Source organism: Halomonas sp. KHS3 (assembly GCF_000830495.1).
In the GTDB taxonomy this organism is placed as follows: domain Bacteria; phylum Pseudomonadota; class Gammaproteobacteria; order Pseudomonadales; family Halomonadaceae; genus Vreelandella; species Vreelandella titanicae.
Map to the genome: position 1 here is coordinate 264632 of NZ_JWHY01000005.1, position 21391 is coordinate 286022.

Here is a 21391-nt window from a genome sequence, read left to right on the forward strand (position 1 = left end):
GCTCACCCGCACAGCGCATTTTTTTGACCGAACGGAGGATCAAACAAGGGAGTCTCGGTCGCGCTGTATGATCGCATCGCGCCACCGTTAATCGCCCTGAGAGCACCCACCGCGCCTCGGCATATATCGGTTCAGGTTGAACCATTACTCTCGGGCCGGTCTCCGGGCTGACGAGCGAAAGGCAGCATCTAACAATGCGCCTTTCCGAACGACCACCTTCCCGTGCGTTAGCACAGTGGCGTCTTAGCCGTTCTTATCTCGATCACCGTTGCGGGGGCAGCGTTGGAATCACGCAAGGCGTTCACCAACTTCCCGTTTCACTAGCGGCTTTAATCCACCGCCAGCACCTGAGAGTGGGCGTAAGCTAGCAACTTGCCCAAGAGAGGTCAATTCATGATGAGCTGCTAGAGTAAAGGCAGTGCACAGAACAGGAGACGGCCATGATCGATTTCTCGGCAGCCGGTGTGCCACGCTGGTTAAAGCTGGCTTTTACACTGTGGATCCTGGTCTGGGCACCAAGCTACGTAGTGCTGCTGGGAGCGCAGAACTTCTTTTGGCTGTGTAACGTGGCGAGTTTTCTGCTGCTGGTGGCGCTGTGGAGTGAACACCGCACCCTGATGTCGATGCAATGGCTAGCGGTGGCGCTAGTCGGCAGTTTATGGAGCCTGGACGTCGCCACGGCGGCGTTCACTGGCGTGCATCCTATCGGCGGCACCGAGTATATGTTTGACCCGGAGCATCCACCCATGGCGCGAGCCATGTCGCTCTACCATGTGGTGCTACCACTGGTGGCGGGTATCGGCATAGCCAGGCTTGGCTATGCACGCCGCGCCCTGCTTTGGCAGACCCTGCTAACCTGGATTGTGGTGCCATTGACCTATCTGCTTACCGAAGCCGGGCGCAATATCAATTGGGTGCATGGGCCCTTCGGCCAACCCCAGGACAGCCTCAACCCGTTGCTCTATCTGTTTCTACTCTCGCTGCTCTGGCCCGTAATAGTCTACCTGCCAGTGCATCTGCTGATGATTGGCTGGCAGCGCTGGCGGAGCCAAGCTTAGCTAAGGAACCTCTGATTAACGTGATGAGCGCAGGCCAGACAAGGCAAAAATCAACGAAAAAGCGGAGTTTACAGGTTGTAAATGAGCATTTTGAGGCGATTTTTAACGCTGTATGGTCAAGCGCAGTAGTTAATCAGAGGTTTCTAACTACTTAACCGCCATTACCAACCCATGCCGGACATACCACACATGCTCAGCTTGAGTAGTGGCATCCTGAACGAACCAGCCATTGAGGTCACGTAAGCGACGCTGTTCGGGCTGCATGGGCACAATCCCACGGCCAACTTCGTTGGCAATGATGATTAACGGTGCGTTTAGCTCTTCGGCGCGCTGGCAGAGTGCTGCCATATCGCTCTGCCACTGCTGGCGCAGGGCATCGTTATCGTCACGCTCAAGTGCAACGCTAAGCCACTCAAGCACACCTGTGATAACAAGCGGCGTATCGGCTACCAGTGCTTGCTGGCTATCGCTGAAGGGCTTAGCAGCATCAAGCCGCCACCCGTTTGCGGTGGGAAAGCGTGCGGTTACAGCGTCACGTTTGCCAGCGCAGGCACCGCCGATGAAGAGCTGCATTGCCATTCCCCTTTTCCATGGTCGTCTTGCTGATAAATAAGCTGCCAGCGCCTGCCTTGGGCTTGGAGCACGGTACCGTCCCAGAAATGAATCGTTTCAAAGCGGCGGCGCAGCTCACGAATCACGCCACCATGGGTGACGGCCAGAATCTTTTTATGGCCGTCGACGCGGCCATTCGTAGCCAGGTCATGCAACCAAGCGTCTAAACGCTCACGCAGTTGGGCCGCCGATTCTCCGCCGGGAATTTGCAGTTCGCCCACGCTATCAATCCAGGCACGGTAATGGGGTAAGTCTTTCAGCTCATCGTAAACTTTGCCTTCGTACTCGCCAAAATCGAGTTCACGCAGGCGTTGCTCAAGTACAAGCGGCACGCCAGCCTTGGCGACATCAGCCCACTCCAGGGTTTGCTGGCAGCGGCTAAGATCGCTTGAATAGATAGCATCGAACCGCTCATTCGCCAGTACGTCGCGCAGTTCCAGCAACCCTGCTTCAGCATCAGGAAACAGCAGCGGAATATCCTGCTGGCCTTGATAACGGCGCTCTAAATTCCAAGCGGTGATACCGTGGCGAACTGCCACCAGCTCCACAGTAAGATCAGTAGCCAAAGCTCTCCTCCTTCGATGGTGGCGCCTACCATATCGCCGTTAATGCCGTTAAACAGTCGCAACATTAGCCAGCGGATTAGTAACACGAACACAGTAACCGTAAGCATCATCAACACTATCGCGGGCGCTAACAGGGCTATCAGCATGATCGGCACCAACGCTAGCGCCACATCCTGACCGCTAAGCGATTGCTGCCAGCTCCACGCCAAGCCCTTCTGCTGGGCGCAGGGTGTTAGCACCAGTAACGCAACGCCAGCCCAGCGCCCTAGCGCAGGCAGCATCAACAGCCACCACAAGGGAGCCTGATAGGCCAGCAATGCCCATAGCAGAATGCCCTTCCAGGCGAGTAAAAACACTAGCGCCAGCATTCCAAAGCTGCCAATTTGTGGGTCTTTCATGATCTCCCAGCGGCGCGCCAGGGGCTGATTGCTGCCCAGGGCATCGGCGATGTCCATTACGCCGTCAAGATGCAAACCACCGGAAAGCGCTACCCACACGCTTAGTACCGCTAAAGCGGTGATAGGCGTGGGAACGTTGTGCATAGCCAACGCTGTTAGCATCAGCAAGCTCCCTATCATCAACCCCACTAATGGATTGGCCCGCACTGCCCAGCGACGGGTGACAGGCGTCCAGGGAACGGCTATTGGAATCGGAATCCGGGTCAGAAACTGCAGCGCCAGCAACACACCGAACAAGGCATTTTTCAAACGTTTACCTCCTTCTCATGCTTCCACTGCCGATGCTTCCACTTAATGGCACAGCCTGCGACGACTTCGAGTACAGAATCGGCCTCTGCCACTATCCAGCAGTGAGCCCGCTGTAGAAATGCCAGATAGCGCCAGGTTTCAGCATCCGTAGGCGGCAGAGCTTCGTTGATATCATTGGAGACAATCACTAGATAAAGGCTACGCGCGCGGGCATCAGCCAGTGCGTTTACTAGCAACGCGAAGCCTTCTTCTTCGCTTAGTTTACTGGCGTACAGGACTTGGCTTGCCCATAGCGTTAAGCAATCCAGCAGCACGGCGCCACCATCAGGCACCTTGGCAATCGCTCGATCAATATGCAGCGGTGCCTCTAGCGTTTTCCATTGAACGGTGTGCCACTGCCCTTGCCTGGATTGACGATGACGCGCCACCCGCTCAGCCATCTCGTCGTCGTATATGTCTGCGGTGGCTAAGTAGTAACAGGGCGAACTGCCTGCTGCACTCACTGCTAGCTGCTCGGCGATATCACTTTTGCCGGAACGCGCCCCGCCGCTAACAAAGACAATCATGCAGTTCCTTTTTCCAAAACATTTTCTAAAACATGTTTCAACACGCTTATCAGCCGTCGATTAGCAGGGGCATCGCGCAGCGCTACCCGCAGCCAATCACCATTGAGCCCGGCAAAATTATGGGTATGACGCACTAAAACACCCCGGCGTAGGAGCTGCTCAAACAACGCATCACTGGTGATTGCCTGCGCGGCACAGGGCCGGATAAGAAAAAAACAAGCCTGGCTGGGCACGACTTCCAGCCCTAGTTGAGCAAGCGCCTCAGCCATGCGCGAGCGCTCGCTGGCCAACCACCGCTGGGTGCGCCGGGCAAAGGCATCATCTGCCAGCAATGGTGCCACCAGTTCAGCCGCGAGGTGATTGACACTCCAAGGTGGCTGGTGAGCCTGTGCCGCTTGAACCGTGGCCGCATCCGCCAGCAGGTAGCCCAGCCGGAGCCCCGGCAGGGTATAAAATTTGGTCATTGAGTGGAGCAGCAGCAGATGCGGGTAGCGCGCCAGTAGCGGCACCAACGACGACGCTTGTGACGTCTCACCCACCATGTCGATAAAGGCTTCGTCGACCACAACGCGGCAACCCATCGCAGCGGTGTAATTCAACAGGTCTTCCATTGCTGAAATATCGATAAGCGTAGCGGTCGGATTATTGGGGCGGCATAGAAACAGCACATCAATGTCGTTAAGCCCAGCCGTTAGCGCGTCTATATCCACCGTGAAGTGCGGCGCGGGCAGCTCGATCTCACTGATTGAAAGCCGATGGGCACGGCAAGCGCGGGCATACTCGCCAAAGCTCGGGGTAATAATCGCCGCTCGCTTACCTGCATGCAGCGCGGCGGCGAGGAAAATTGCCTCAGCGCCACCGTTGGTGAGCAGTACCTGTTCGGGCTGAAGCTGGTGATGGGTGGCGATGGCCTGACGTGCAGCGGCGTAATCCGGCGCGGGGTAGCGTTCAAGACCTGCCAGTTGCTTAGCCAGCCAATCGCTAACCCACGCCGGAGGCCCCAAGGGGTTAAGGTTGGCACTAAAGTCGTCCAGGCGGTGATCGGCGGGCAAGCCGAAATGGGCCAGCAGTGTCTCGGCCTGGCCGCCATGGCTGGGCCATGGAGAGCTGGGCCATGGAGCGTTGGGCAATAGAGGAGTACTCATAGCGATCCTCGCAGCATAAACATCAATCCAACTATTACCCCAGCAAGCAGCAACATAAACAGTATCCAGGCGCCGTGCATTAAACGAAGTGTGGTGCTGATATGGGCAACACGCAGTTGCTCAAGCGGCTCGCCCAAGGTCGCACGGTGTGAGACCTCGCCTCCATAGAAATTGGTGCCGCCCAGCTGCACGCCGAGCAAACGGGCCACCATGGCTTCTGGCCAACCGGCGTTGGGGCTGGGGTGGCGCGGAGCATCGCGGAAGGTGCCCCACAGTGCGCCTTGCCAACGCAATCGTACAACACCTGAAAGACTTAATAGCAAGCCTGCAAGCCATAGACACAGCGCGGTTAAGCGTGCGGGTACCCAGTTAGCTAGATCGTCTAGCTTGGCAGAGGCAAAGCCAAAATCGGCATAGCGCTGGTTTTTGTAGCCTACCATCGAATCAAGAGTATTGACTGCCTTGTAGGCCAGCGCTAGCGGCGCCCCGCCGATAAGCGCGAAAAATAGCGGCGCGGTGATGCCGTCAACGGTATTTTCCGCCACGGTTTCCACCGTGCCCCGAGTAATCTCCGCTTCGTCTAGATTTTGCGTATCGCGGCCGACAATCATCCCCAGCGCCTTGCGGGCAGCAGGCAAATCGCCTTGAGTAAGCGGTTGGATCACGGCGCGGGCCGCATCGCCCAGACCTTTGATCGCCAGCGTAGTAGAGAGCAGCCAAAGCTCGGCGATCAGCGCTAGCCCTGGGTGCAAGCGTTCCAGCAGCGCCAGCGTTAGCCCGCTAATACCCCATACACCACCGACGACAATAATGGTTAGCAGGAAGCCACTAACTTTGCGCTGCTGTGCAGTTCCACGATTCCACAGCCGCTCAAAAGCACTGATAAAGCGCCCCATCAGCACCACCGGATGTGGCAGCGAGCGCGGATCGCCAACCACTAAATCAATGGCGGTCGCGAAGATGATCAGAACAATACCGCCAAAAGTGGCGCCTGGGATCATGGTGATGCCTTATCGCTAACACCGGCATCGGTAAAGGTAGCCATTTCCGCCACCATCGCTGTCGCCGCTTGCAGCAATGGATACGCCAGCGCAGCACCACTGCCTTCCCCTAGCCGCATGCCCATATCGAGAAGCGGCTTGGCCTCCAACGCTTTTAATGCCACATCATGGCCTGGCTCCTGGGAGCGATGACCAAAAATCAGATAGTCACGAACGGCGGGGCATAGACGGCAAGCGGTTAGCGCTGCGACGGTGGCAATAAAGCCATCCACAATGGCCGGTAAACGCTGGGCTGCTGCTGCCAGATAAGCACCGGTCATAGCGGCTATTTCCAGACCACCCAACTTGGCCAGCACCTCTAAAGGCACCTGAGGGTCAGCGCTGCGCGCAGCAATAGCGCGTTCAATCACCGCCACTTTGTACGCCTGCTGCTGAGGGTTAATCCCGGTTCCGGCGCCCACCACGCTTGCCACTGACTCACCCGTCAGCACCGCCAACATTGCGCTGCTGGCAGTGGTATTGGCGATGCCCATTTCACCCACCATAATGCACTTTGCACCTGCCCTTTTTGCTCGATTAACGGCCGCAATACCCACATCAATCGCGGCTATGGCTTGATCACATTGCATCGCGTCTTCTAACACCATATTGGCGGTGCCATGGCGCACCTTGGCGGAGGTCACCCCAGGCAGTGTTAAAGGCGAAGCAACGCCCACATCCACAATCTCGACCTGCGCGCCTATCTGACGGGCGAAGACATTAATCGCCGCCCCACCGTTGGCAAAGTTGGCCACCATCTGAGCGGTCACTGCTTGGGGGAAAGCTGACACCCCCTCATCAGCAACTCCGTGATCGGCGGCAAACACAACCACCGCAGGCGGCGTCACGCTGGGCTTGAGTTCACCGGTTATGGCGCTCAGTTGAATAGCCAGCTCTTCCAAGGCACCCAAACTACCTGGCGGCTTGGTCAACGTATCCAAGTAACGACGCGTTTCTTCACCGGCATTGAGATCAACTGACTGAATGTGGTCAACAATGGCGTGCATGCAGGCTCCAGCCCACTAGGGGTCATCAAACATTCAAAGGCAAAGCGCAAAATGGTAGCAAAAGCCTGAGTGCTATACTTGCTATTTCATTAGCGGGTCTTCCACCCTGTCAGGATGTTAAGGCTTTATTTAGATATTTCGCGTGGCGTATTTGCCACCTCACATTCGAGTAATAAAACTACAAATGTGGTTTTTATTGCCGTAAAGTCTCTTATTTCGACGCCAAAAAATGTAAAATAACTACAAGCTTCACTCACCGTCTCTATCATGCAGAGGTCCCTATGCCGAGCTCAACACCTGCTACGTTAAACCCCACCGTTGCTGAGGTTACCCAGCGCATTCGTGAGCGTTCTGCTGAGCGTCGCGCCCTCTACGAGCGGCGCATGGCTGACCAGCACAAACGTGGCGTGCACCGTGCTGAGCTAAGCTGCGGCAACCTGGCTCACGGTTTCGCGGCCTGTAACCCGCGTGATAAAAACGAACTCAAGCTAATGAATAGCGCCAACCTGGGCATTATCTCGTCCTACAACGATATGCTCTCGGCGCACCAGCCGTTTGAGACGTTTCCTGAAACGATTAAAGCAGCCGCCAGTGCCATGGGTTCTACCGCCCAGTTTGCCGGTGGCGTTCCGGCCATGTGTGACGGTGTCACCCAGGGCCAGCCGGGCATGGAGCTATCGCTGTTTTCCCGGGATGTGATTGCCATGGCCACCGCCGTAGGTCTCTCGCATAATATGTTTGATGCCGCGCTGTATCTGGGCGTGTGCGACAAGATCGTGCCGGGTCTGTTTATTGGCGCGGCGCGTTTTGGCCATCTGCCCGCCATGTTTGTACCCGCGGGCCCCATGCCCAGCGGCTTACCCAATAAAGAGAAGGCGCGCATTCGCCAGCTCTATGCCGAGGGCAAGGTCGGCCGTGCTGAGCTGCTCGAAGCCGAGTCTGACTCTTACCACAGCCCCGGCACCTGTACGTTCTACGGCACCGCCAACTCCAACCAGCTAATGATGGAGATGATGGGCCTACACCTGCCCGGCACTTCTTTTGTAAACCCAGGCACCGAAATGCGCGAAGCGTTGACGCGCTATGCCACCGAGCAGGCGATCCGCAACACCGAACCCGGTGGCGACTACCGCCCGTTCTATAAGCAGATTGATGAGCGCGCGATTGTTAACGCCGTGGTGGGCTTGCTGGCTTCCGGTGGTTCAACCAACCACACGATGCACCTGATCGCCATGGCCGCCGCTGCGGGCATTACCCTCAACTGGGACGACTTCACCGACCTTTCGGCGGTCACCCCCAGTCTGATGCGGGTTTACCCCAACGGCCAGGCAGATATCAACCACTTCCAAGCAGCGGGCGGCATGAGTTACCTGTTCCGCGAACTGCTGGGCGCGGGCTTGATTCACGGCGATATTCCCACCGTATTCGGCACCGACCTAACCGCCTACACCCAAGAGCCGTTCCTTGAAGATGGCAAAATCGTTTGGCACGAAGGCCCCGAAAAAAGCCTTGATGAAGACGTGCTCAGCCCGGTAGCGACACCGTTCGCGCCGACGGGTGGCTTGACGGTCATGAAAGGCAATCTGGGTCGCGGTGTGATCAAAGTCTCCGCAGTGACGGAAGAGCATCGCGTGGTAGAAGCGCCGGTGAAGATCTTCGAAGATCAAAACGAAATGAAAGCCTCCTTCGAATCCGGCGACTTGGATCGCGACGTGATTGTGGTGGTTCGCTTCCAGGGACCCAAAGCCAACGGCATGCCCGAGCTGCATAAGCTAACCCCCTTCCTGGGCGTACTGCAGGATCGTGGCTTTAAAGTGGCACTGGTCACCGATGGCCGCATGTCGGGTGCATCAGGCAAAGTACCCGCCTCCATTCACATGAGCCCCGAAGCCCTGGACGGCGGCCCGCTGGCCAAACTGCGTGATGGCGATATTGTACGTCTGGATGCCAACGCCGGTACGCTCGAAGCCAAAGTCGACCCCGCCACCTGGGCTAAACGGGAACTGGCCATTGGCAACCTGGATCACTACCACGTGGGCTTGGGTCGCGAGCTGTTTGGGGGCTTCCGCCACCTGGCCATGCGCGGTGAAGAAGGCGCTGGTGTATTCGGTGGCTTTGAAGCCGATGATCTCGCCCGTCAGCAGGGGCAAATCTCAGAAGAGGATGCCTGATGCGACCGGCACTCATCGGCGATATCGGGGGAACCAACGCACGCTTGGCGCTGGTCTCTCCCGGTGAAATAACCCCGCACGATATATTGAACCTACCCTGCGCCGACTACCCTGGCGTCGTGGAAGCGGTGCAGGATTATCTGGGGCGCGTGGGCGCCACCGGTGACAACGCGCCCCAAGAGGCGTGTTTAGCCTTCGCATGCCCCGTTCACGCTGAACGGGTCAAAATGACCAATAACCATTGGGATTTTTTGAAAAGTGACGTTCAGCAACAGTTGAATCTAGCGCTATTCAAGGTCATAAACGATTTTACCGCCCAGGCGCTGGGCGTTCCCCATGTGGCATCCAGTGATTTGGTCGAAGTTCAGCCGGGGCAAACCCAGGCACACTCCACACGCTTAATTATCGGCCCAGGCACTGGGCTGGGCGTTGCCGGGGTATTTCCTGGACAACACGCCTGGATTCCGCTGCCCACCGAAGGCGGACACGTCACCTTTGCCCCCACGGACAGTACCGAGCAGGCACTGCTGGATGTATTTCTGCAGCGCCACAAACGGGTGAGCGTAGAACGCATCTTATGCGGTCAGGGTTTATTGGAGCTTTATCAAGCCTACTGCACCCTTGAGGGAGTTGAGCCGCACTTAACTAGCCCAGCCGAGGTGACCACAGCGGCCAATGAAGGCGATAGCCTCGCCACTACTGCCCTGCTGCGCTTTCTAAAAATTCTTGGCGATGTGTGCGGCGACGCCACCTTGACCATGGGCGCAAGGGGTGGGGTTTATCTATGCGGTGGTATTCTCCCGCGCTTGCTTGAGTGGCTGCCAAAAAGCGAGCTGCGCGCCGCCTTTGTCAATAAAGGCCGTATGGGCGCTTATAACGCTGACATTCCCGTGTGGGTGGTGACTGCGCCCTGGACGGGCCTGTTAGGTGCCGCCGAAGCACTGCATAACGAAGAGGTTTTCTGATCACAACTTCTAACAACATCAATACGGAACCTGCTATGCCCGCCGCCACCTTTGATGTGCCGCTTTTACTCGGCATGATGCGTCTGCACGAAACACCCGCCATGCACGAACCCGAGCGATTAGCAGAATGGATCGAAGCGCGCCTGGAGCAGGGCCTTAACTGGTTTGACCATGCGGACATTTACGGCAGCGGCCAAGGAGAGACGCTTTTTGGCGCCGCGCTACGGGCGCGCCCTGCCCTGGCTCAGCGGGTTAATGTCGTCACTAAAGCGAGTATCGCTAACGACAACCCCGCCCCCGGTTCGGGTAAGGTAAAGCACTACAACGCTAGCCCTGCTTATCTTAATAGTGCCATTGATGCCTCACTTGTGCGTTTGAATGTCGAACGCCTCGACCATTTCCTGATTCATCGTCCCGATCTGCTGATGAACGCAGAAGCGACCGGCCGCGCGCTGGACGACGCCATTGAAGCAGGCAAAATTGGCGCTGCAGGGGTTTCCAACCACCTGCCCAGCCAGTGGCGGCGCTTGCAGGGCGCCATGCATCACCGCTTATCAGCCAACCAAATCGAGCTCTCGATTACCCACACAACGCCGCTGTTTGACGGCAGCTTTGATGAACTATGTGCCGATGACCACGCCCCCATGGCGTGGTCGCCTCTGGCAGGCGGGCAACTGATGCAAGGCGCCGTTGGCGAATGTTTGGCTAAGTGGGCGACAAAGCTTGATAGCTCCCCCAGCGCTTTAGCGCTGGCATGGCTGCGTAGTCTTCCTAACTCGCCAGTACCGGTGATTGGCAGCATTAAACCTGACCGAATCAGCGACATGCTAAAGGGCCCTGCCACGCTACCCCGAGAAGTGTGGTATGAATTGCTGGAAGCCGCCCGCGGCCACTGCGTGGCATAAACCCGTCTTTGCAAACAATTACACTAAGGAGCCAATAATGACGCCAGTTATCGCGTTTGGGGAAGCGCTGGTTGATATGCTCTCCAGCCGTTTAGGGGCGGCTACAGATGCCCAGGAAACCTTTACACCCTACGCCGGTGGTGCTCCCGCTAACGTGGCGGTCGCCTGCGCCCGCTTGGGCGTTCCTAGCCAATTTTTAGGCATGACGGGCGACGATACGTTCGGGCATTTTTTGGTGCGTGAACTCAAAAGCCACGGTGTCGACACCAGCGGCGTGGTATTTACCCAAGAAGCCCGCACGGCGCTGGCGTTCGTTTCCCGGGATGACGTGGGCGAACGCACTTTTGATTTCTATCGCCCGCCCGCTGCTGACCTGCTTTATCGCCTTGAGCATTTACCCCATGGCGTATTCGAGAACCCTGCCATTCTGCACTTGTGCAGTAACAGCCTAACCGACCCAGAGATCGCCGACGTTACCCTGGCGATGGCCACCATGGCCAAGCGCGCAGGCTGCCTGGTCAGTGTAGATGCCAACCTACGCCACAACCTGTGGCCCGGCGGCGAAGCCGATGCCAGCTTAGTCACACAGCTGCTAGACGGCGCTGAGCTGCTCAAGCTCTCCCAGGAAGAGCTCGACTACTTGCGCGCCGATCATCCTGCAGAATCGTGGCTTTCAGAGCGGCTTGCGGCAGGGGTAAAAGTTATTTTGATTACCGACGGCCCCAATGATGTCGTAATCAAAGGCGTCGGCATCGACCAGCGCATTGCGCCACCCAAAGTGGAAGCGGTCGACACCACCGCCGGGGGCGACGCCTTTATTGGCGGGCTGTTGGCGGAGCTCTCGGCCCACGGCATCAATGAACACTGGCAGAGCGATACGGATTTTCTACTCAGCGCAGTGAATACCGCCTGCCGCTGTGGCGCCCATGCGGTCACCCGGCCAGGCGCTTACGCAGCGCTGCCAACGCGAGCGGATATTGGCTAAGCAAGTAAAGCTATAACCCATTAACAAATGGCGCGTCCCACACAGGCGCGCTTTTTTTATGCTTCCTAGGGGGCGACTCGTCGCCAATCTAATTCGGACTTTTGTCTAAAGCGGCTCGCTTGTGGAAATGTCAGACATTTACTAGACTAGGGTTTATCCAATAAAGAACAAGAGATGACCGATGACGCTGGACGCTCTACCGCCCCACCAGGGTGGCGCTGAACAGTTAGCCCGTTTACTCGCCCAAGCGCTGCTGGCAGGCCATTGGCAGCCAGGTGATGTTTTCCCCCGTGAGCTGGATATCGGTAAACACTTTGCCGTTAGCCGAAACCAAGTGCGTAACGCACTCACCAGCCTCACCGCTGCGGGTTTATTAGAGCGCACCGCGGGCCGTGGCACGCTGGTTCGCGAGATGGGCGATTGGCATCTACTCGACCCACTGATGAGCGAATGGATGACCGGGCTGGTCAACCTTGACCCGCAGTTGGTAAGGGCCATTTACGCCTTTCGTTTTTCTGCTGAACCGGTGGTCGCAGGACTCGCTGCCCAGGCAGCTCAGGCTGAAGACATAGAACGTCTGGAGAGCGCCTATGCAGGCATGGAGAGCAGCGCAGGCAGTGTTGAAGCGCGTGCTGAGCATGCCGAGTACGATGTCGCCTTTCACGACGCCACCTACCGGGCCAGCCACAATTTAGTCTGGCGGCAAATGGGCCATTTATTGCGCCCTTCGATCATGGCGCTAATACATCGCTCGCAACACCGCACGGACACCCTGGACGACAGTCTCGCGCGCCACCGCCAGGTACTTGACGCTATCCGCAGCCACGATGCCAGCGCCGCAGAAACCGCCGCCAGAGAAGTGCTGCGCCGCACGGCTATCGACCTTGGCATCGTCAACTGACAATTACTCAATGAATACTTTCTATTCAGAAGGATGACCGAACATGAAAATTACCAAACTCAAGACCTGGCAAGTCCCCCCGCGCTGGCTGTTTCTCAAGATCGAAACCGATGAAGGCTGCTACGGCTGGGGCGAACCGGTGGTTGAAGGCCGTGCCGCTACCGTTGAAGCCGCCGTACACGAGCTTTCCGACTACCTGATCGGTCAGGATCCGCACCGCATTGAGCATCTTTGGAACATCATGTACCGCGCCGGTTTTTACCGCGGCGGGCCGATTCTGATGAGTGCAATTGCCGGTATTGATCAGGCACTGTGGGATCTTAAAGGTCGCGACCTGGGTGTGCCCGTTCACCAGCTGTTAGGCGGTGCCGTGCGCGACAAAATGCGCATGTATGCCTGGACGGGCGGCGACCGCCCAAGCGACGTAGGCGCTGGTGCCAAAGCGCTGGTCGAAAAAGGCTTCACGGCTTTTAAAATGAACGGCACCCCCGAGCTGCAAATCGTCGACTCACACCGCAAGGTCGATGAAGCCGTTGCCCGAGTGGCAGAAGCCCGCAACGCCGTTGGGCCAGATGTAGGCATCGGCATCGACTTTCATGGCCGCGTGCACCGCCCTATGGCCAAAGCACTGCTGCGCGAGCTAGAACCCTTTCACCCCATGTTTGTGGAAGAGCCGGTCGCCCCTGAACATCTGCCCTGCTTGAAAGATATTGCCGGTGGTTTGGGCTACCCATTGGCAACTGGCGAGCGGCTGCATACCCGCTTCCAGTTCCGGGATTTGCTGGCCGACGGCATGATCGACATTATCCAGCCGGATATTTCCCACTGTGGCGGCATTAGCGAAGGTCTCAAAATCGCCGCCCTGGCCTCCGCTTATGACGTCGCCTTAGCGCCCCACTGCCCGCTCGGCCCGTTAACCCTGGCCGCCTCTTTACAGCTGGATGCGGTCAGCCACAACGCCTTTATCCAAGAGCAGAGCATGGGCATTCACTACAACCAGGGCAACGACGTCCTCGATTACCTGGTCGATAAATCCGCCCTCGCCATTGAAGACGGATTCTGCGCCATTCCCCAAGGCCCAGGCCTGGGTGTCGAGATCAACGAGGAGTTCGTTGAGGAGCGCGCCAAGGTGGGCCACCGCTGGCGCAACCCGGTCTGGACTCATGAAGATGGCTCTATTGCGGAGTGGTAAGCCATGGGATCAACCGAGATGAGTGAAACACCTGACATTGCAGGTCAATTAACCTGGATTGCCGTTGACTGGGGCTCCAGCAATCTGCGCGTCTGGGGGCTGGATCAACACGACCAAGTGATTGCCCAAGCCAGTAGTGACAAGGGCATGCTGTCGCTAAAGGCCGACAAGTACGAAGCCGAGCTGCTGCGATTGGTGGGCGATTGGCTACCCACCACCGGTACGACGAAGGTGATGGTGTGCGGTATGGCAGGCGCTCGCCAGGGCTGGTTGGAAGCCGCCTATTTGCCGGTACCCACGCGGCTTGACCAGCTTAGCCAAGGCGCAGTGACGCCAACGCTTACGGGTGACCAGCTAGGTGTTTACCTGCTGCCTGGTTTAAGCCAAACCCGTGGTACCGCGACTCACTTTGATGTGATGCGCGGTGAAGAGACCCAGTTGGCAGGGCTCGTCGCTGATTCGCCAGATTTTACTGGCCTCGCCTGCCTGCCCGGCACTCACGCCAAATGGGCAACCCTGGAAGCGGGCGCGGTGAGCGGGTTTTCGACCTACCTGACCGGCGAGCTTTACCAACTGCTCGCCAACCAGTCGGTGCTGAAGCATTCCGTTTTATCACCTTCAGCGGCAAAGGATGATCTTAACGATGCAGCTTGCCGTGAGACTTTTATTTCGGCCGTCAGCGATATTCATCAAGCCCCCGAAACCTTTAGTAGCCGCCTGTTCGGCCTGCGCGCGCAAGATTTACTCGATGGCCGGCTACCTGCTGGCGACACGCGCGGGGCCGTTCTTGCGGCCAGGCTCTCTGGGCTCGCCATTGGCCTTGAGCTTGCTGGCGCCTGCCGTGAATGCCCCAGCGATAAGCCAATCACGCTGATTGGCAACCAAACGCTGAGCCAGCGCTACACGTTGGCACTCAATGCGATCGGCTATCAGACAAAACATGTGGATGGCGACACCGCTGTCTTAGCGGGCCTGCGCCTCGCCCATCGCGCGTTAACATAAATTAAGCATGGAGAAATTGGCTATGTCACTGCCACTGATTGGAATTTTACGCGGTGTAACGCCTGATGAGGCCGTGGATATCGCGGAAGCGGTGCTGGTTGCGGGTATCACCCAGATTGAGGTACCGCTTAACTCACCCAACCCGCTGGAGAGCATTCGCCGCTTGGTCGACGCATTTGGCGAGCGCGCGGTCATTGGAGCAGGCACGGTGCTCACTCCAGCTCAGGTGCGTGAAGTTCACGCTGCTGGTGGGCGCTTAATCGTTTCTCCCAACTGTCGACCAGCGGTGATTGAAGAAACGCATAAGCTCGGCATGGCCAGCTGGCCGGGCATTGTGACGCCTTCAGAAGCATTCGATGCGCTGGATGCAGGTGCTACCGGGCTTAAACTCTTCCCCGCGGTGCAGGTAGGCTTAGAAGGAATGAAAGCAGTACGCGCCGTGCTACCGGCAGGCACACTTTTGTATGCCGTCGGCGGCGCTGGAGTCGATAACTTCGCCGAATGGCGCGCAGCGGGTGTCGATGGTGCAGGTCTGGGCAGCGCATTATACAAACCTGGCCAAAGCGCCTCTCAGGTGGGGAAACAAGCTCAAGCCCTCGTCGATGCCTGGTTAGCAGGAGAACAATAAGGAGAACCAACAATAATGAATACCGATATGAGTGTTTCAACGTGGCAGGCCGAGTTAGCGGTCGATTGCCGCTGTTCACTGGGTGAAGGCCCGCAGTGGGACGCTAAACATCAGCGCCTTTATTGGTGCGACATTCTTGGAAAGCAGCTGCACTGGCTCTCCCCCGCCACCGGGGAAAGCGGCCACTATCAGCTCGATCATCGGGTGTCCCTGGCAGCGCCCCTCGCTGAGGGTGGCCTGTTGTTAGTCGGTGAAGACCGCTTAAGCCGCTTCAACCCAAGCAGCGGCAGTATCGAAAAGCTGAGTGATTTCGAGGCCGATAACCCTATCACCCGCAGCAATGACGCACGCATTGATCGCCACGGCAGCCTGTGGCTCTCCAGCATGGGTAAAAGCGCTGAAAGAGGCGCTGGAAGCCTTTACCGCCTGCATCGCGGCGAGCTCTCGCGTCTGCGTTCAGGCCTGACGATTCCCAATGCCATCTGCTTCTCCGCAGATGGTGAGTTTGCGTGGTTTACCGATACCGTGACGGGTGTGGTGATGCGCTGGGCGCTGGATAACGACGGCTGGCCGCAAGGCGAGCCGCAGCCTTGGGCGGACTTTTTCTCCAGCCAAGGTAATCCCGATGGCGCGGTGATGGATAGCGAAGGCTGCCTATGGCTAGCGCTGTGGGGGGCTGGGCAGGTCGTTCGTCTGGATCCTAACGGTGAAATAATAGGCCGCGTCGAGCTGCCGGTCAGCCAACCCTCCTGCCCGGCGTTTGCAGGCCCTGATCTGAAAACGCTGTATATCACCACGGCGCAAGAGGGATTCAGTGCTGAGCAGCTGGCCCAAGAGCCCACCGCAGGCTCGCTCTATGTGGTCGAAACCGGCATCAAAGGCCTAGCCGAACCGCCGCTACGTCTGGCATAACTCTCCCACGAACCTCCCAGCAAAAGGCCCCACTAGCGGATACTAGCGGGGCCTTTCTGTTACGGCTTCACCTATTACCTACAAGGCGGGCAATCAGCCAGCAAAGCTAATATACATAACGATCACTAACACGACCAAAACGATACCGGCGGGTACCGCCCCTTTCCAGGGTGTTAGATCCACATCGCCGCTGTGCTCCTGAATCCAGTCGGTTTCCCTTGGGCGCACCTTGCCGATAATCAGCATCACCGCCACCAGTAATACAAAGACCAGCGCCACGAAGTGGAACTCGTGCATGATCTGCGGCAGCAATGTAAACGGTGGCACAAAGTAACCGGCGGCGATCAATAAGCAGCCGCCGATCAGGGCGATTTTGGCCGCCATTGGCGGAACACGTTTGGTTAGCAGCCCGACCAGCACCACGGCAAGAATCGGAATAAAGTAAATCGCGTTCATCTTCTGCAGGTAGCCAAACAGGCTCTCCTGACCTGCCAGCAGTGGCGCAATGATCATGGTGAGAATGGCCATGATCCAGCCAAACACTTTACCCGACTTAACCACCTGCTCTTCCGTGGCCTCTTTATTCAGCACACCTTTATAGATGCCCAGGCTGAAAATCGTGGTGGTGCTGTTAAGCGCTGAGTTAAACGACGACAGGATCGCACCGACCATCACCGCAGCGAAAAACCCGGTGAGGTACGGCGGCAGTACGTTAAAAACCAAATGACCGTAGGCTTCATCGGCACGCACACCCTGATCGGCATAAAGGTGATAAGCAATGATGCCAGGCAGTACTAGGTAGAGCGGTCCCAGCAGCTTGAAGAGACCGGTCAGCAGCACGCCCTTCTGACCTTCGGCAAGGTTTTTGGCTGCAAAGGTACGCTGAATAATCTGCTGGTTGGTGCTCCAGTAGAACAGGTTAATCAGGAAAACGCCGGTAAACAGGGTAAAGAACGGCACCTGCTGTTCAGCACCGCCAATCGAATTAAGCTTATCCGGGTCAGCCTCTTTAAGGATGCTCCAACCCTCCATGATGCCGCTGCCGTCACTCACGGCCTGCAGGCCGAAATAGACGATCACAAAACCGCCGATCAGGAGGCCAACACCGTTGAGCGTGTCGGATACTGCAACCGTGCGCAGGCCACCAAACAGGGCATACACGGAACCGATAATACCGACGATCCACACCGTTAGCCAAAGCAGCGTCGTCGAAGACTCAATGCCGGTTAATCCCTGTAGATCGAGCATGCCCTGCAGGCCGATGGCACCTGAATAGAGAATGATCGGTAGCAGAATCACCGCGTAAGCAATCAAGAAGATGATATTGGTGATTAGCTGAGTCGTTTTATCGAAACGAATTTCGAGAAGCTGCGGCAGCGTAGCAATACCACTTTTCAAAAACCGCGGAAGGAAGAATAGCGCCAACGCCACTAGGGCGATAACCGCGACCACTTCCCAGGCCATTACGCTTAAACCATCAGAAAAGGCCGCCCCATTGAGCCCCACCATTTGCTCGGTGGAGAGGTTGGTCATCAATAGAGAGCCGGCAATCAGCGGGAAGGTTAGCGTACGTCCGGCAAGAAAGTAGCCGCTGGTGCTTGAGTGGTCATCTCGGCGGGTGATCCGCCAAGTGATAAAGGCGACAAGCCCTGTAAAAAACAGGAAGGACGCCAAGGTCAACGCGTGCATTTTGACTCACCTCATCATCATTGTAAGTGGCACGCACCTTTATGTATGCGCGAATAGCGAAATGTCAGACAAATCTTGCCGTCATTTTAATTGAGCTGAATATAGCCCGTTATACGTCTTTGGTCGTACGCAGGCGGTTACGATACGCGAATGACAAAACTTCACTATAAAAAAACCCTAGCAATGGTTAAAACCATAACTAGGGTATGCATTTATGCGGCCCGCGACGGGTTGCTAGTGGATGCCTATTTAGTGATGAAAGCGCTCCGCGGACTGGCGGGCCAGCTCACGGATGCCATCCCAATCTTCCGCTTCCACCATTGCTTTGGGTGTTAGCCAGGAGCCACCTACGCACATCACATTGGGCAGCGATAGATAATCATCGGCGTTGTCGACGGTGATACCGCCAGTGGGACAGAAGCGGGCTTCAGGAATCGGCGCGCCAAACGCTTTGATGGCTTTGGCTCCACCGCTGGATTCCGCCGGGAAGAACTTGAACCGACGGTAACCGTACTGCCAGCCGGTCATTAGTTCAGAAACTGTCGAGACCCCCGGCAGCATGGGCACCGGGCTTTCAACGCCGTAACGATAGAGGGCTTCCGTTGCGCCTGGTGTTACTACAAAGTCAGCGCCAACCTGCTCGGCCTGGCGGTACTGGGCGGGCGTCAGTACCGTGCCCACGCCAATGCTGGCACCGGGCAACGCTTCACGCATACGCTTCACTGCTTCAAGCGCGCAGTCAGTGCGCAGGGTAATTTCCAATACGGTTAAGCCACCCTCTACCAGGGCGCGGCCTAGCGGTACCGCATCTTCCAAACGCTCGATAGTGATGACCGGAATCACCTCGGCTTTCAAGCAGATGCTATCCAGCTCTGCAGTGCGTGTAGAAGGTAACTGTTTGTCGATAGTCATTAGTGAGTCTCCAAGCAACTTATTATTGGCTAAGGCAGTTAGCGCTCAAGGCGCCCAATAAATGGCCAGTGGGCAGGTTAAAAAGGCACGAATAGGCAGTTGACGAACATCGTCGCCACTTAGTGCCTTGGCCAATACGGCGCGTTTATCATCGCCGGTAATATGCAGAATATGCCGCCGTGCCTGATGGAGGCGATCGGCCGAAAAAGTAATCCGGGGTTGCGGCTGACTAGGCGTTCTGACCGCCACTAACAGTTCCTCCGTGGCAAGTGCCAGGGTCAATTCAGGACTGTCGGGAAACAGTGATGCCGTATGGCCATCACCGCCCATGCCTAGAATCACCACGCTGGCAGGCCACGCTAGCGTTTCTGCTTGCTTGGCAACTTCATCGACGCCCTCTTCAGGTGTAGCCGCGCTGCAAGTTAACGGTATAAAAGTGGCTGCCGATGCCTCGCCCTGTAGCAGATGCTCACGCACCAGCTTGGCGTTGCTATCGCTGCTCTGCTCGTCTACCCAACGCTCATCGGCCAGCGTTACATCTACCCGCTCCCAGGGCAGCGATTTGGCCGCCAGCGCCTTAAAAAAAGGCACTGGCGTAGAACCACCAGAAACCACCAGCAGGGCGCGTTCCTGGTGGTTCAAATCGTCTTGCAGACCCTGAAACACGGCTTCGGCAAGCTGCTCGGCCAACTGTTGGCGTGCTTGACTCATATTAATAATCCTCGTACCAGCTGCGGCCATCCTGGGTAATCATGGCGATGGAGGCGACTGGCCCCCAAGAGCCTGCGGGATAACGACGCGGGGGCATGTCGCGTTTTTTCCAGCCATCGATGAGCTGGTCGCACCAACGCCAGGCGTGTTCAATTTCATCGCGACGCACGAACAGGTACTGCTGGCCTTTCATGACTTCGAGCAGCAGGCGTTCGTAAGCATCGGGTATCCGCGATTTGGGAAATGCGCTGTTGAAGTCCAAATGCAGCGGACCCGGGCGCAGGCGCATGCCTTTATCCAAACCGCTATCTTTGGTCAATACTTGCAGGGCAATACCCTCCTCCGGCTGCAGGCGAATAATCAACTTATTAGAGGCGATGCCGCGCTGATCCGGGTCGAAGATATAGTGGGGCTGCTGACGGAAGTGAATAACGATCTGCGAGAGCTTCTCCGGCATCCGTTTACCGGTGCGCAAGTAGAACGGCACACCTGCCCAGCGCCAGTTAGCCACTTCAGTTTTCATGGCCACAAAGGTTTCGGTCTGGCTCTGGGTGTTGGCGCCCTCTTCTTCCAGGTAACCCGGCACCGACTGGCCATCGCTAGTGCCCGCGATATATTGACCTCGTACTACATCGCGACCAAGCGCCTCGCCCACAAACGGTTTAAGTGCTTTAAGCACCTTGACCTTTTCATCGCGAATGGCATCGGCATCCAGGTTAGAGGGCGGATCCATGGCGATTAAGCACAGCAGCTGCAGCAGGTGGTTTTGCACCATATCGCGTAGCTGACCCGCCTCATCGAAATAGCCCCAGCGCCCTTCGATACCTACCTTTTCGGCAACGGTAATTTCCACATGAGAGATATTGTTCTGGTTCCACTGGGTGCCAAACAGCGGGTTGGCAAAACGCAGTGCGATCAGGTTCTGTACGGTCTCTTTACCCAAATAGTGGTCGATGCGGTAAATCCGCGACTCGGGGAACACTTCACCAATTGCGTCGTTAATTTCGACCGAGGAGTGCAGGTCGTAACCGATGGGTTTCTCAACCACCACGCGGGACTCATCATCCAGGCTTTTACTGGCCTGCAGGTGACGGCAGATATCGCCATAAATAGGTGCTCCAACGGAAAGATAGACCACCATTGGGCGCGGTGAGCCCTTTCGCCACTGGCGAATGGCGTCGTAACCTTCAACGCTGGAAAAATCGAGTTTTAAATAATCTAGGCGGGCGAGAAAACGCTCGAGGCTCTGCTTATCCTGCTCGCTGCTTTTCAGCCGTTTCTGCAACGCGTCGTTAACCATTTTTCGGAACGATGCAGCGTCGTGCTCATGGCGAGCCAGCCCCATAATGCGCGTGCTTTCAGGCATCAAGCCTTCGCGATCAAGATGGTATAAGGCAGGAAATAGCTTGCGCATGGCAAGATCACCCAGCGCTCCAAACAGCGCTAAATCAATAGCGTGATTCGGATCGCCCAGCGGTGCACCTTGGGAAGCAGTGGACTGGCTCATCGTCACTCCTGTTTATAATTAGGCATCTAATGTAGTTAGATTACCTAAAATCTACCGTAAAGGGGGCATTATACGCAATAATTCGTGTAATTTTACTACAAAATAACCACGGTTTCTGCTCTATCAACGCACTCAGCACTTCATATCAATCCTTCTCCTTCCACTTTTACTCTACGCCCTTGATATACGCCACTGCTACGCCCCCTAAGG

The 21391-nt window shown here is 56.8% G+C and carries 21 protein-coding genes and 1 riboswitch; of the genes, 10 read left to right on the forward strand and 11 right to left on the reverse strand.

Going from position 1 to position 21391, the window contains the following annotated elements; all coding sequences use genetic code 11:
- Window positions 1–135: 135 nt before the first annotated feature.
- Window positions 136–366, reverse strand: a riboswitch (cobalamin riboswitch).
- A gap of 74 nt (window positions 367–440) precedes the next feature.
- Window positions 441–1058, forward strand: coding sequence for a hypothetical protein (locus RO22_RS14435; protein ID WP_041158606.1), 618 nt, complete (start codon window positions 441–443; stop codon window positions 1056–1058).
- Window positions 1059–1205: 147 nt separating this feature from the next.
- Here the strand turns inward: RO22_RS14435 and RO22_RS14440 are convergent, their stop codons facing one another.
- Genes RO22_RS14440 through cobT form a run of 7 tightly spaced genes read right to left on the reverse strand, consistent with a single transcriptional unit; the run spans window position 1206 to window position 6701 of the window.
- Complete coding sequence (locus tag RO22_RS14440) at window positions 1206–1631, reverse strand: bifunctional adenosylcobinamide kinase/adenosylcobinamide-phosphate guanylyltransferase (protein WP_041158607.1); 426 nt, start codon at window positions 1629–1631, stop codon at window positions 1206–1208.
- Entirely contained in the window at window positions 1583–2236 is a 654-nt protein-coding gene (locus RO22_RS14445) for a histidine phosphatase family protein (RefSeq protein WP_041158608.1), read from the reverse strand. The genes RO22_RS14440 and RO22_RS14445 overlap by 49 nt, the downstream gene beginning before the upstream one ends.
- A complete protein-coding gene (cobS, locus tag RO22_RS14450; protein WP_041158609.1) occupies window positions 2173–2943 on the reverse strand; it encodes an adenosylcobinamide-GDP ribazoletransferase in 771 nt (256 codons plus the stop codon). The genes RO22_RS14445 and cobS overlap by 64 nt, the downstream gene beginning before the upstream one ends.
- The gene (locus tag RO22_RS14455) at window positions 2940–3509 is read right to left on the reverse strand and encodes a bifunctional adenosylcobinamide kinase/adenosylcobinamide-phosphate guanylyltransferase (protein WP_041158610.1); all 570 of its coding nucleotides are present in this window, start codon (window positions 3507–3509) and stop codon (window positions 2940–2942) included. The genes cobS and RO22_RS14455 overlap by 4 nt, the downstream gene beginning before the upstream one ends.
- On the reverse strand, window positions 3506–4654 hold the full coding sequence (gene cobD / locus RO22_RS14460; protein ID WP_052475637.1) for a threonine-phosphate decarboxylase CobD: 1149 nt from the start codon (window positions 4652–4654) through the stop codon (window positions 3506–3508). The genes RO22_RS14455 and cobD overlap by 4 nt, the downstream gene beginning before the upstream one ends.
- Window positions 4651–5655 carry an adenosylcobinamide-phosphate synthase CbiB gene (gene cbiB / locus RO22_RS14465; RefSeq protein WP_041158611.1) on the reverse strand — a complete coding sequence of 335 codons (1005 nt, stop codon included), beginning with the start codon at window positions 5653–5655 and terminating at the stop codon, window positions 4651–4653. Before cbiB ends, cobD begins: the two co-directional genes overlap by 4 nt.
- Complete coding sequence (gene cobT, locus RO22_RS14470; protein WP_041158612.1) at window positions 5652–6701, reverse strand: nicotinate-nucleotide--dimethylbenzimidazole phosphoribosyltransferase; 1050 nt, start codon at window positions 6699–6701, stop codon at window positions 5652–5654. Before cobT ends, cbiB begins: the two co-directional genes overlap by 4 nt.
- Before the next feature lie 281 nt (window positions 6702–6982).
- Here cobT and edd point away from each other — a divergent pair, with 281 nt between their 5' ends.
- The 9 genes from edd to RO22_RS14515 all read left to right on the forward strand — a co-directional run bounded on the left by edd (window position 6983) and on the right by RO22_RS14515 (window position 16362).
- Complete coding sequence (gene edd, locus RO22_RS14475) at window positions 6983–8872, forward strand: phosphogluconate dehydratase (protein ID WP_022523045.1); 1890 nt, start codon at window positions 6983–6985, stop codon at window positions 8870–8872.
- The gene (gene glk / locus RO22_RS14480; protein WP_041158613.1) at window positions 8872–9837 is read left to right on the forward strand and encodes a glucokinase; all 966 of its coding nucleotides are present in this window, start codon (window positions 8872–8874) and stop codon (window positions 9835–9837) included. Before edd ends, glk begins: the two co-directional genes overlap by 1 nt.
- 35 nt (window positions 9838–9872) lie before the next feature.
- Window positions 9873–10742 carry an aldo/keto reductase family oxidoreductase gene (locus RO22_RS14485; RefSeq protein ID WP_041158614.1) on the forward strand — a complete coding sequence of 290 codons (870 nt, stop codon included), beginning with the start codon at window positions 9873–9875 and terminating at the stop codon, window positions 10740–10742.
- 37 nt (window positions 10743–10779) lie between these two features.
- Complete coding sequence (locus RO22_RS14490; protein ID WP_041158615.1) at window positions 10780–11727, forward strand: carbohydrate kinase family protein; 948 nt, start codon at window positions 10780–10782, stop codon at window positions 11725–11727.
- 181 nt (window positions 11728–11908) lie between these two features.
- A complete protein-coding gene (locus RO22_RS14495; RefSeq protein ID WP_041158616.1) occupies window positions 11909–12628 on the forward strand; it encodes a FadR/GntR family transcriptional regulator in 720 nt (239 codons plus the stop codon).
- A 43-nt stretch (window positions 12629–12671) separates the two neighbouring features.
- Complete coding sequence (dgoD, locus tag RO22_RS14500) at window positions 12672–13820, forward strand: galactonate dehydratase (protein WP_041158617.1); 1149 nt, start codon at window positions 12672–12674, stop codon at window positions 13818–13820.
- A gap of 18 nt (window positions 13821–13838) precedes the next feature.
- A complete protein-coding gene (locus tag RO22_RS14505) occupies window positions 13839–14822 on the forward strand; it encodes a 2-dehydro-3-deoxygalactonokinase (RefSeq protein ID WP_235270515.1) in 984 nt (327 codons plus the stop codon).
- Between the two features lie 7 nt (window positions 14823–14829).
- Entirely contained in the window at window positions 14830–15450 is a 621-nt protein-coding gene (locus RO22_RS14510) for a 2-dehydro-3-deoxy-6-phosphogalactonate aldolase (RefSeq protein ID WP_268747808.1), read from the forward strand.
- Between the two features lie 15 nt (window positions 15451–15465).
- Window positions 15466–16362: an SMP-30/gluconolactonase/LRE family protein gene (locus RO22_RS14515; RefSeq protein ID WP_041158620.1), complete on the forward strand. Its 897-nt coding sequence runs from the start codon at window positions 15466–15468 to the stop codon at window positions 16360–16362.
- 93 nt (window positions 16363–16455) lie between these two features.
- Here the strand turns inward: RO22_RS14515 and RO22_RS14520 are convergent, their stop codons facing one another.
- The 4 genes from RO22_RS14520 to zwf form a co-directional block, all read right to left on the reverse strand.
- Complete coding sequence (locus RO22_RS14520; RefSeq protein WP_027957643.1) at window positions 16456–18051, reverse strand: solute:sodium symporter family transporter; 1596 nt, start codon at window positions 18049–18051, stop codon at window positions 16456–16458.
- A 249-nt stretch (window positions 18052–18300) separates the two neighbouring features.
- Window positions 18301–18963 (reverse strand): bifunctional 4-hydroxy-2-oxoglutarate aldolase/2-dehydro-3-deoxy-phosphogluconate aldolase, encoded by a 663-nt coding sequence (locus RO22_RS14525; protein ID WP_022523036.1) that lies wholly within the window; start codon window positions 18961–18963, stop codon window positions 18301–18303.
- Window positions 18964–19008: 45 nt separating this feature from the next.
- Window positions 19009–19674 (reverse strand): 6-phosphogluconolactonase, encoded by a 666-nt coding sequence (pgl, locus tag RO22_RS14530; protein ID WP_022523035.1) that lies wholly within the window; start codon window positions 19672–19674, stop codon window positions 19009–19011.
- 1 nt (window position 19675) lies between these two features.
- Complete coding sequence (gene zwf / locus RO22_RS14535) at window positions 19676–21181, reverse strand: glucose-6-phosphate dehydrogenase (protein ID WP_022523034.1); 1506 nt, start codon at window positions 21179–21181, stop codon at window positions 19676–19678.
- Between the last annotated feature and the right edge of the window lie 210 nt (window positions 21182–21391).

Excerpts from the sequence above, each read along its gene's own strand:
- cbiB (WP_041158611.1), bottom strand. The coding sequence starts at position 5,655 with ATGATCCCAGGCGCCACTTTTGGCGGTATTGTTCTGATCATCTTCGCG.
- RO22_RS14440 (WP_041158607.1), bottom strand. The coding sequence starts at position 1,631 with ATGCAGCTCTTCATCGGCGGTGCCTGCGCTGGCAAACGTGACGCTGTA.
- RO22_RS14490 (WP_041158615.1), top strand. The coding sequence starts at position 10,780 with ATGACGCCAGTTATCGCGTTTGGGGAAGCGCTGGTTGATATGCTCTCC.
- zwf (WP_022523034.1), bottom strand. The coding sequence starts at position 21,181 with ATGAGCCAGTCCACTGCTTCCCAAGGTGCACCGCTGGGCGATCCGAAT.
- RO22_RS14505 (WP_235270515.1), top strand. The coding sequence starts at position 13,839 with ATGAGTGAAACACCTGACATTGCAGGTCAATTAACCTGGATTGCCGTT.
- edd (WP_022523045.1), top strand. The coding sequence starts at position 6,983 with ATGCCGAGCTCAACACCTGCTACGTTAAACCCCACCGTTGCTGAGGTT.
- dgoD (WP_041158617.1), top strand. The coding sequence starts at position 12,672 with ATGAAAATTACCAAACTCAAGACCTGGCAAGTCCCCCCGCGCTGGCTG.
- glk (WP_041158613.1), top strand. The coding sequence starts at position 8,872 with ATGCGACCGGCACTCATCGGCGATATCGGGGGAACCAACGCACGCTTG.
- cobD (WP_052475637.1), bottom strand. The coding sequence starts at position 4,654 with ATGAGTACTCCTCTATTGCCCAACGCTCCATGGCCCAGCTCTCCATGG.
- RO22_RS14435 (WP_041158606.1), top strand. The coding sequence starts at position 441 with ATGATCGATTTCTCGGCAGCCGGTGTGCCACGCTGGTTAAAGCTGGCT.
- RO22_RS14455 (WP_041158610.1), bottom strand. The coding sequence starts at position 3,509 with ATGATTGTCTTTGTTAGCGGCGGGGCGCGTTCCGGCAAAAGTGATATC.
- cobT (WP_041158612.1), bottom strand. The coding sequence starts at position 6,701 with ATGCACGCCATTGTTGACCACATTCAGTCAGTTGATCTCAATGCCGGT.
- RO22_RS14485 (WP_041158614.1), top strand. The coding sequence starts at position 9,873 with ATGCCCGCCGCCACCTTTGATGTGCCGCTTTTACTCGGCATGATGCGT.
- RO22_RS14520 (WP_027957643.1), bottom strand. The coding sequence starts at position 18,051 with ATGCACGCGTTGACCTTGGCGTCCTTCCTGTTTTTTACAGGGCTTGTC.
- RO22_RS14515 (WP_041158620.1), top strand. The coding sequence starts at position 15,466 with ATGAATACCGATATGAGTGTTTCAACGTGGCAGGCCGAGTTAGCGGTC.
- pgl (WP_022523035.1), bottom strand. The coding sequence starts at position 19,674 with ATGAGTCAAGCACGCCAACAGTTGGCCGAGCAGCTTGCCGAAGCCGTG.
- RO22_RS14525 (WP_022523036.1), bottom strand. The coding sequence starts at position 18,963 with ATGACTATCGACAAACAGTTACCTTCTACACGCACTGCAGAGCTGGAT.
- RO22_RS14495 (WP_041158616.1), top strand. The coding sequence starts at position 11,909 with ATGACGCTGGACGCTCTACCGCCCCACCAGGGTGGCGCTGAACAGTTA.
- RO22_RS14510 (WP_268747808.1), top strand. The coding sequence starts at position 14,830 with ATGGAGAAATTGGCTATGTCACTGCCACTGATTGGAATTTTACGCGGT.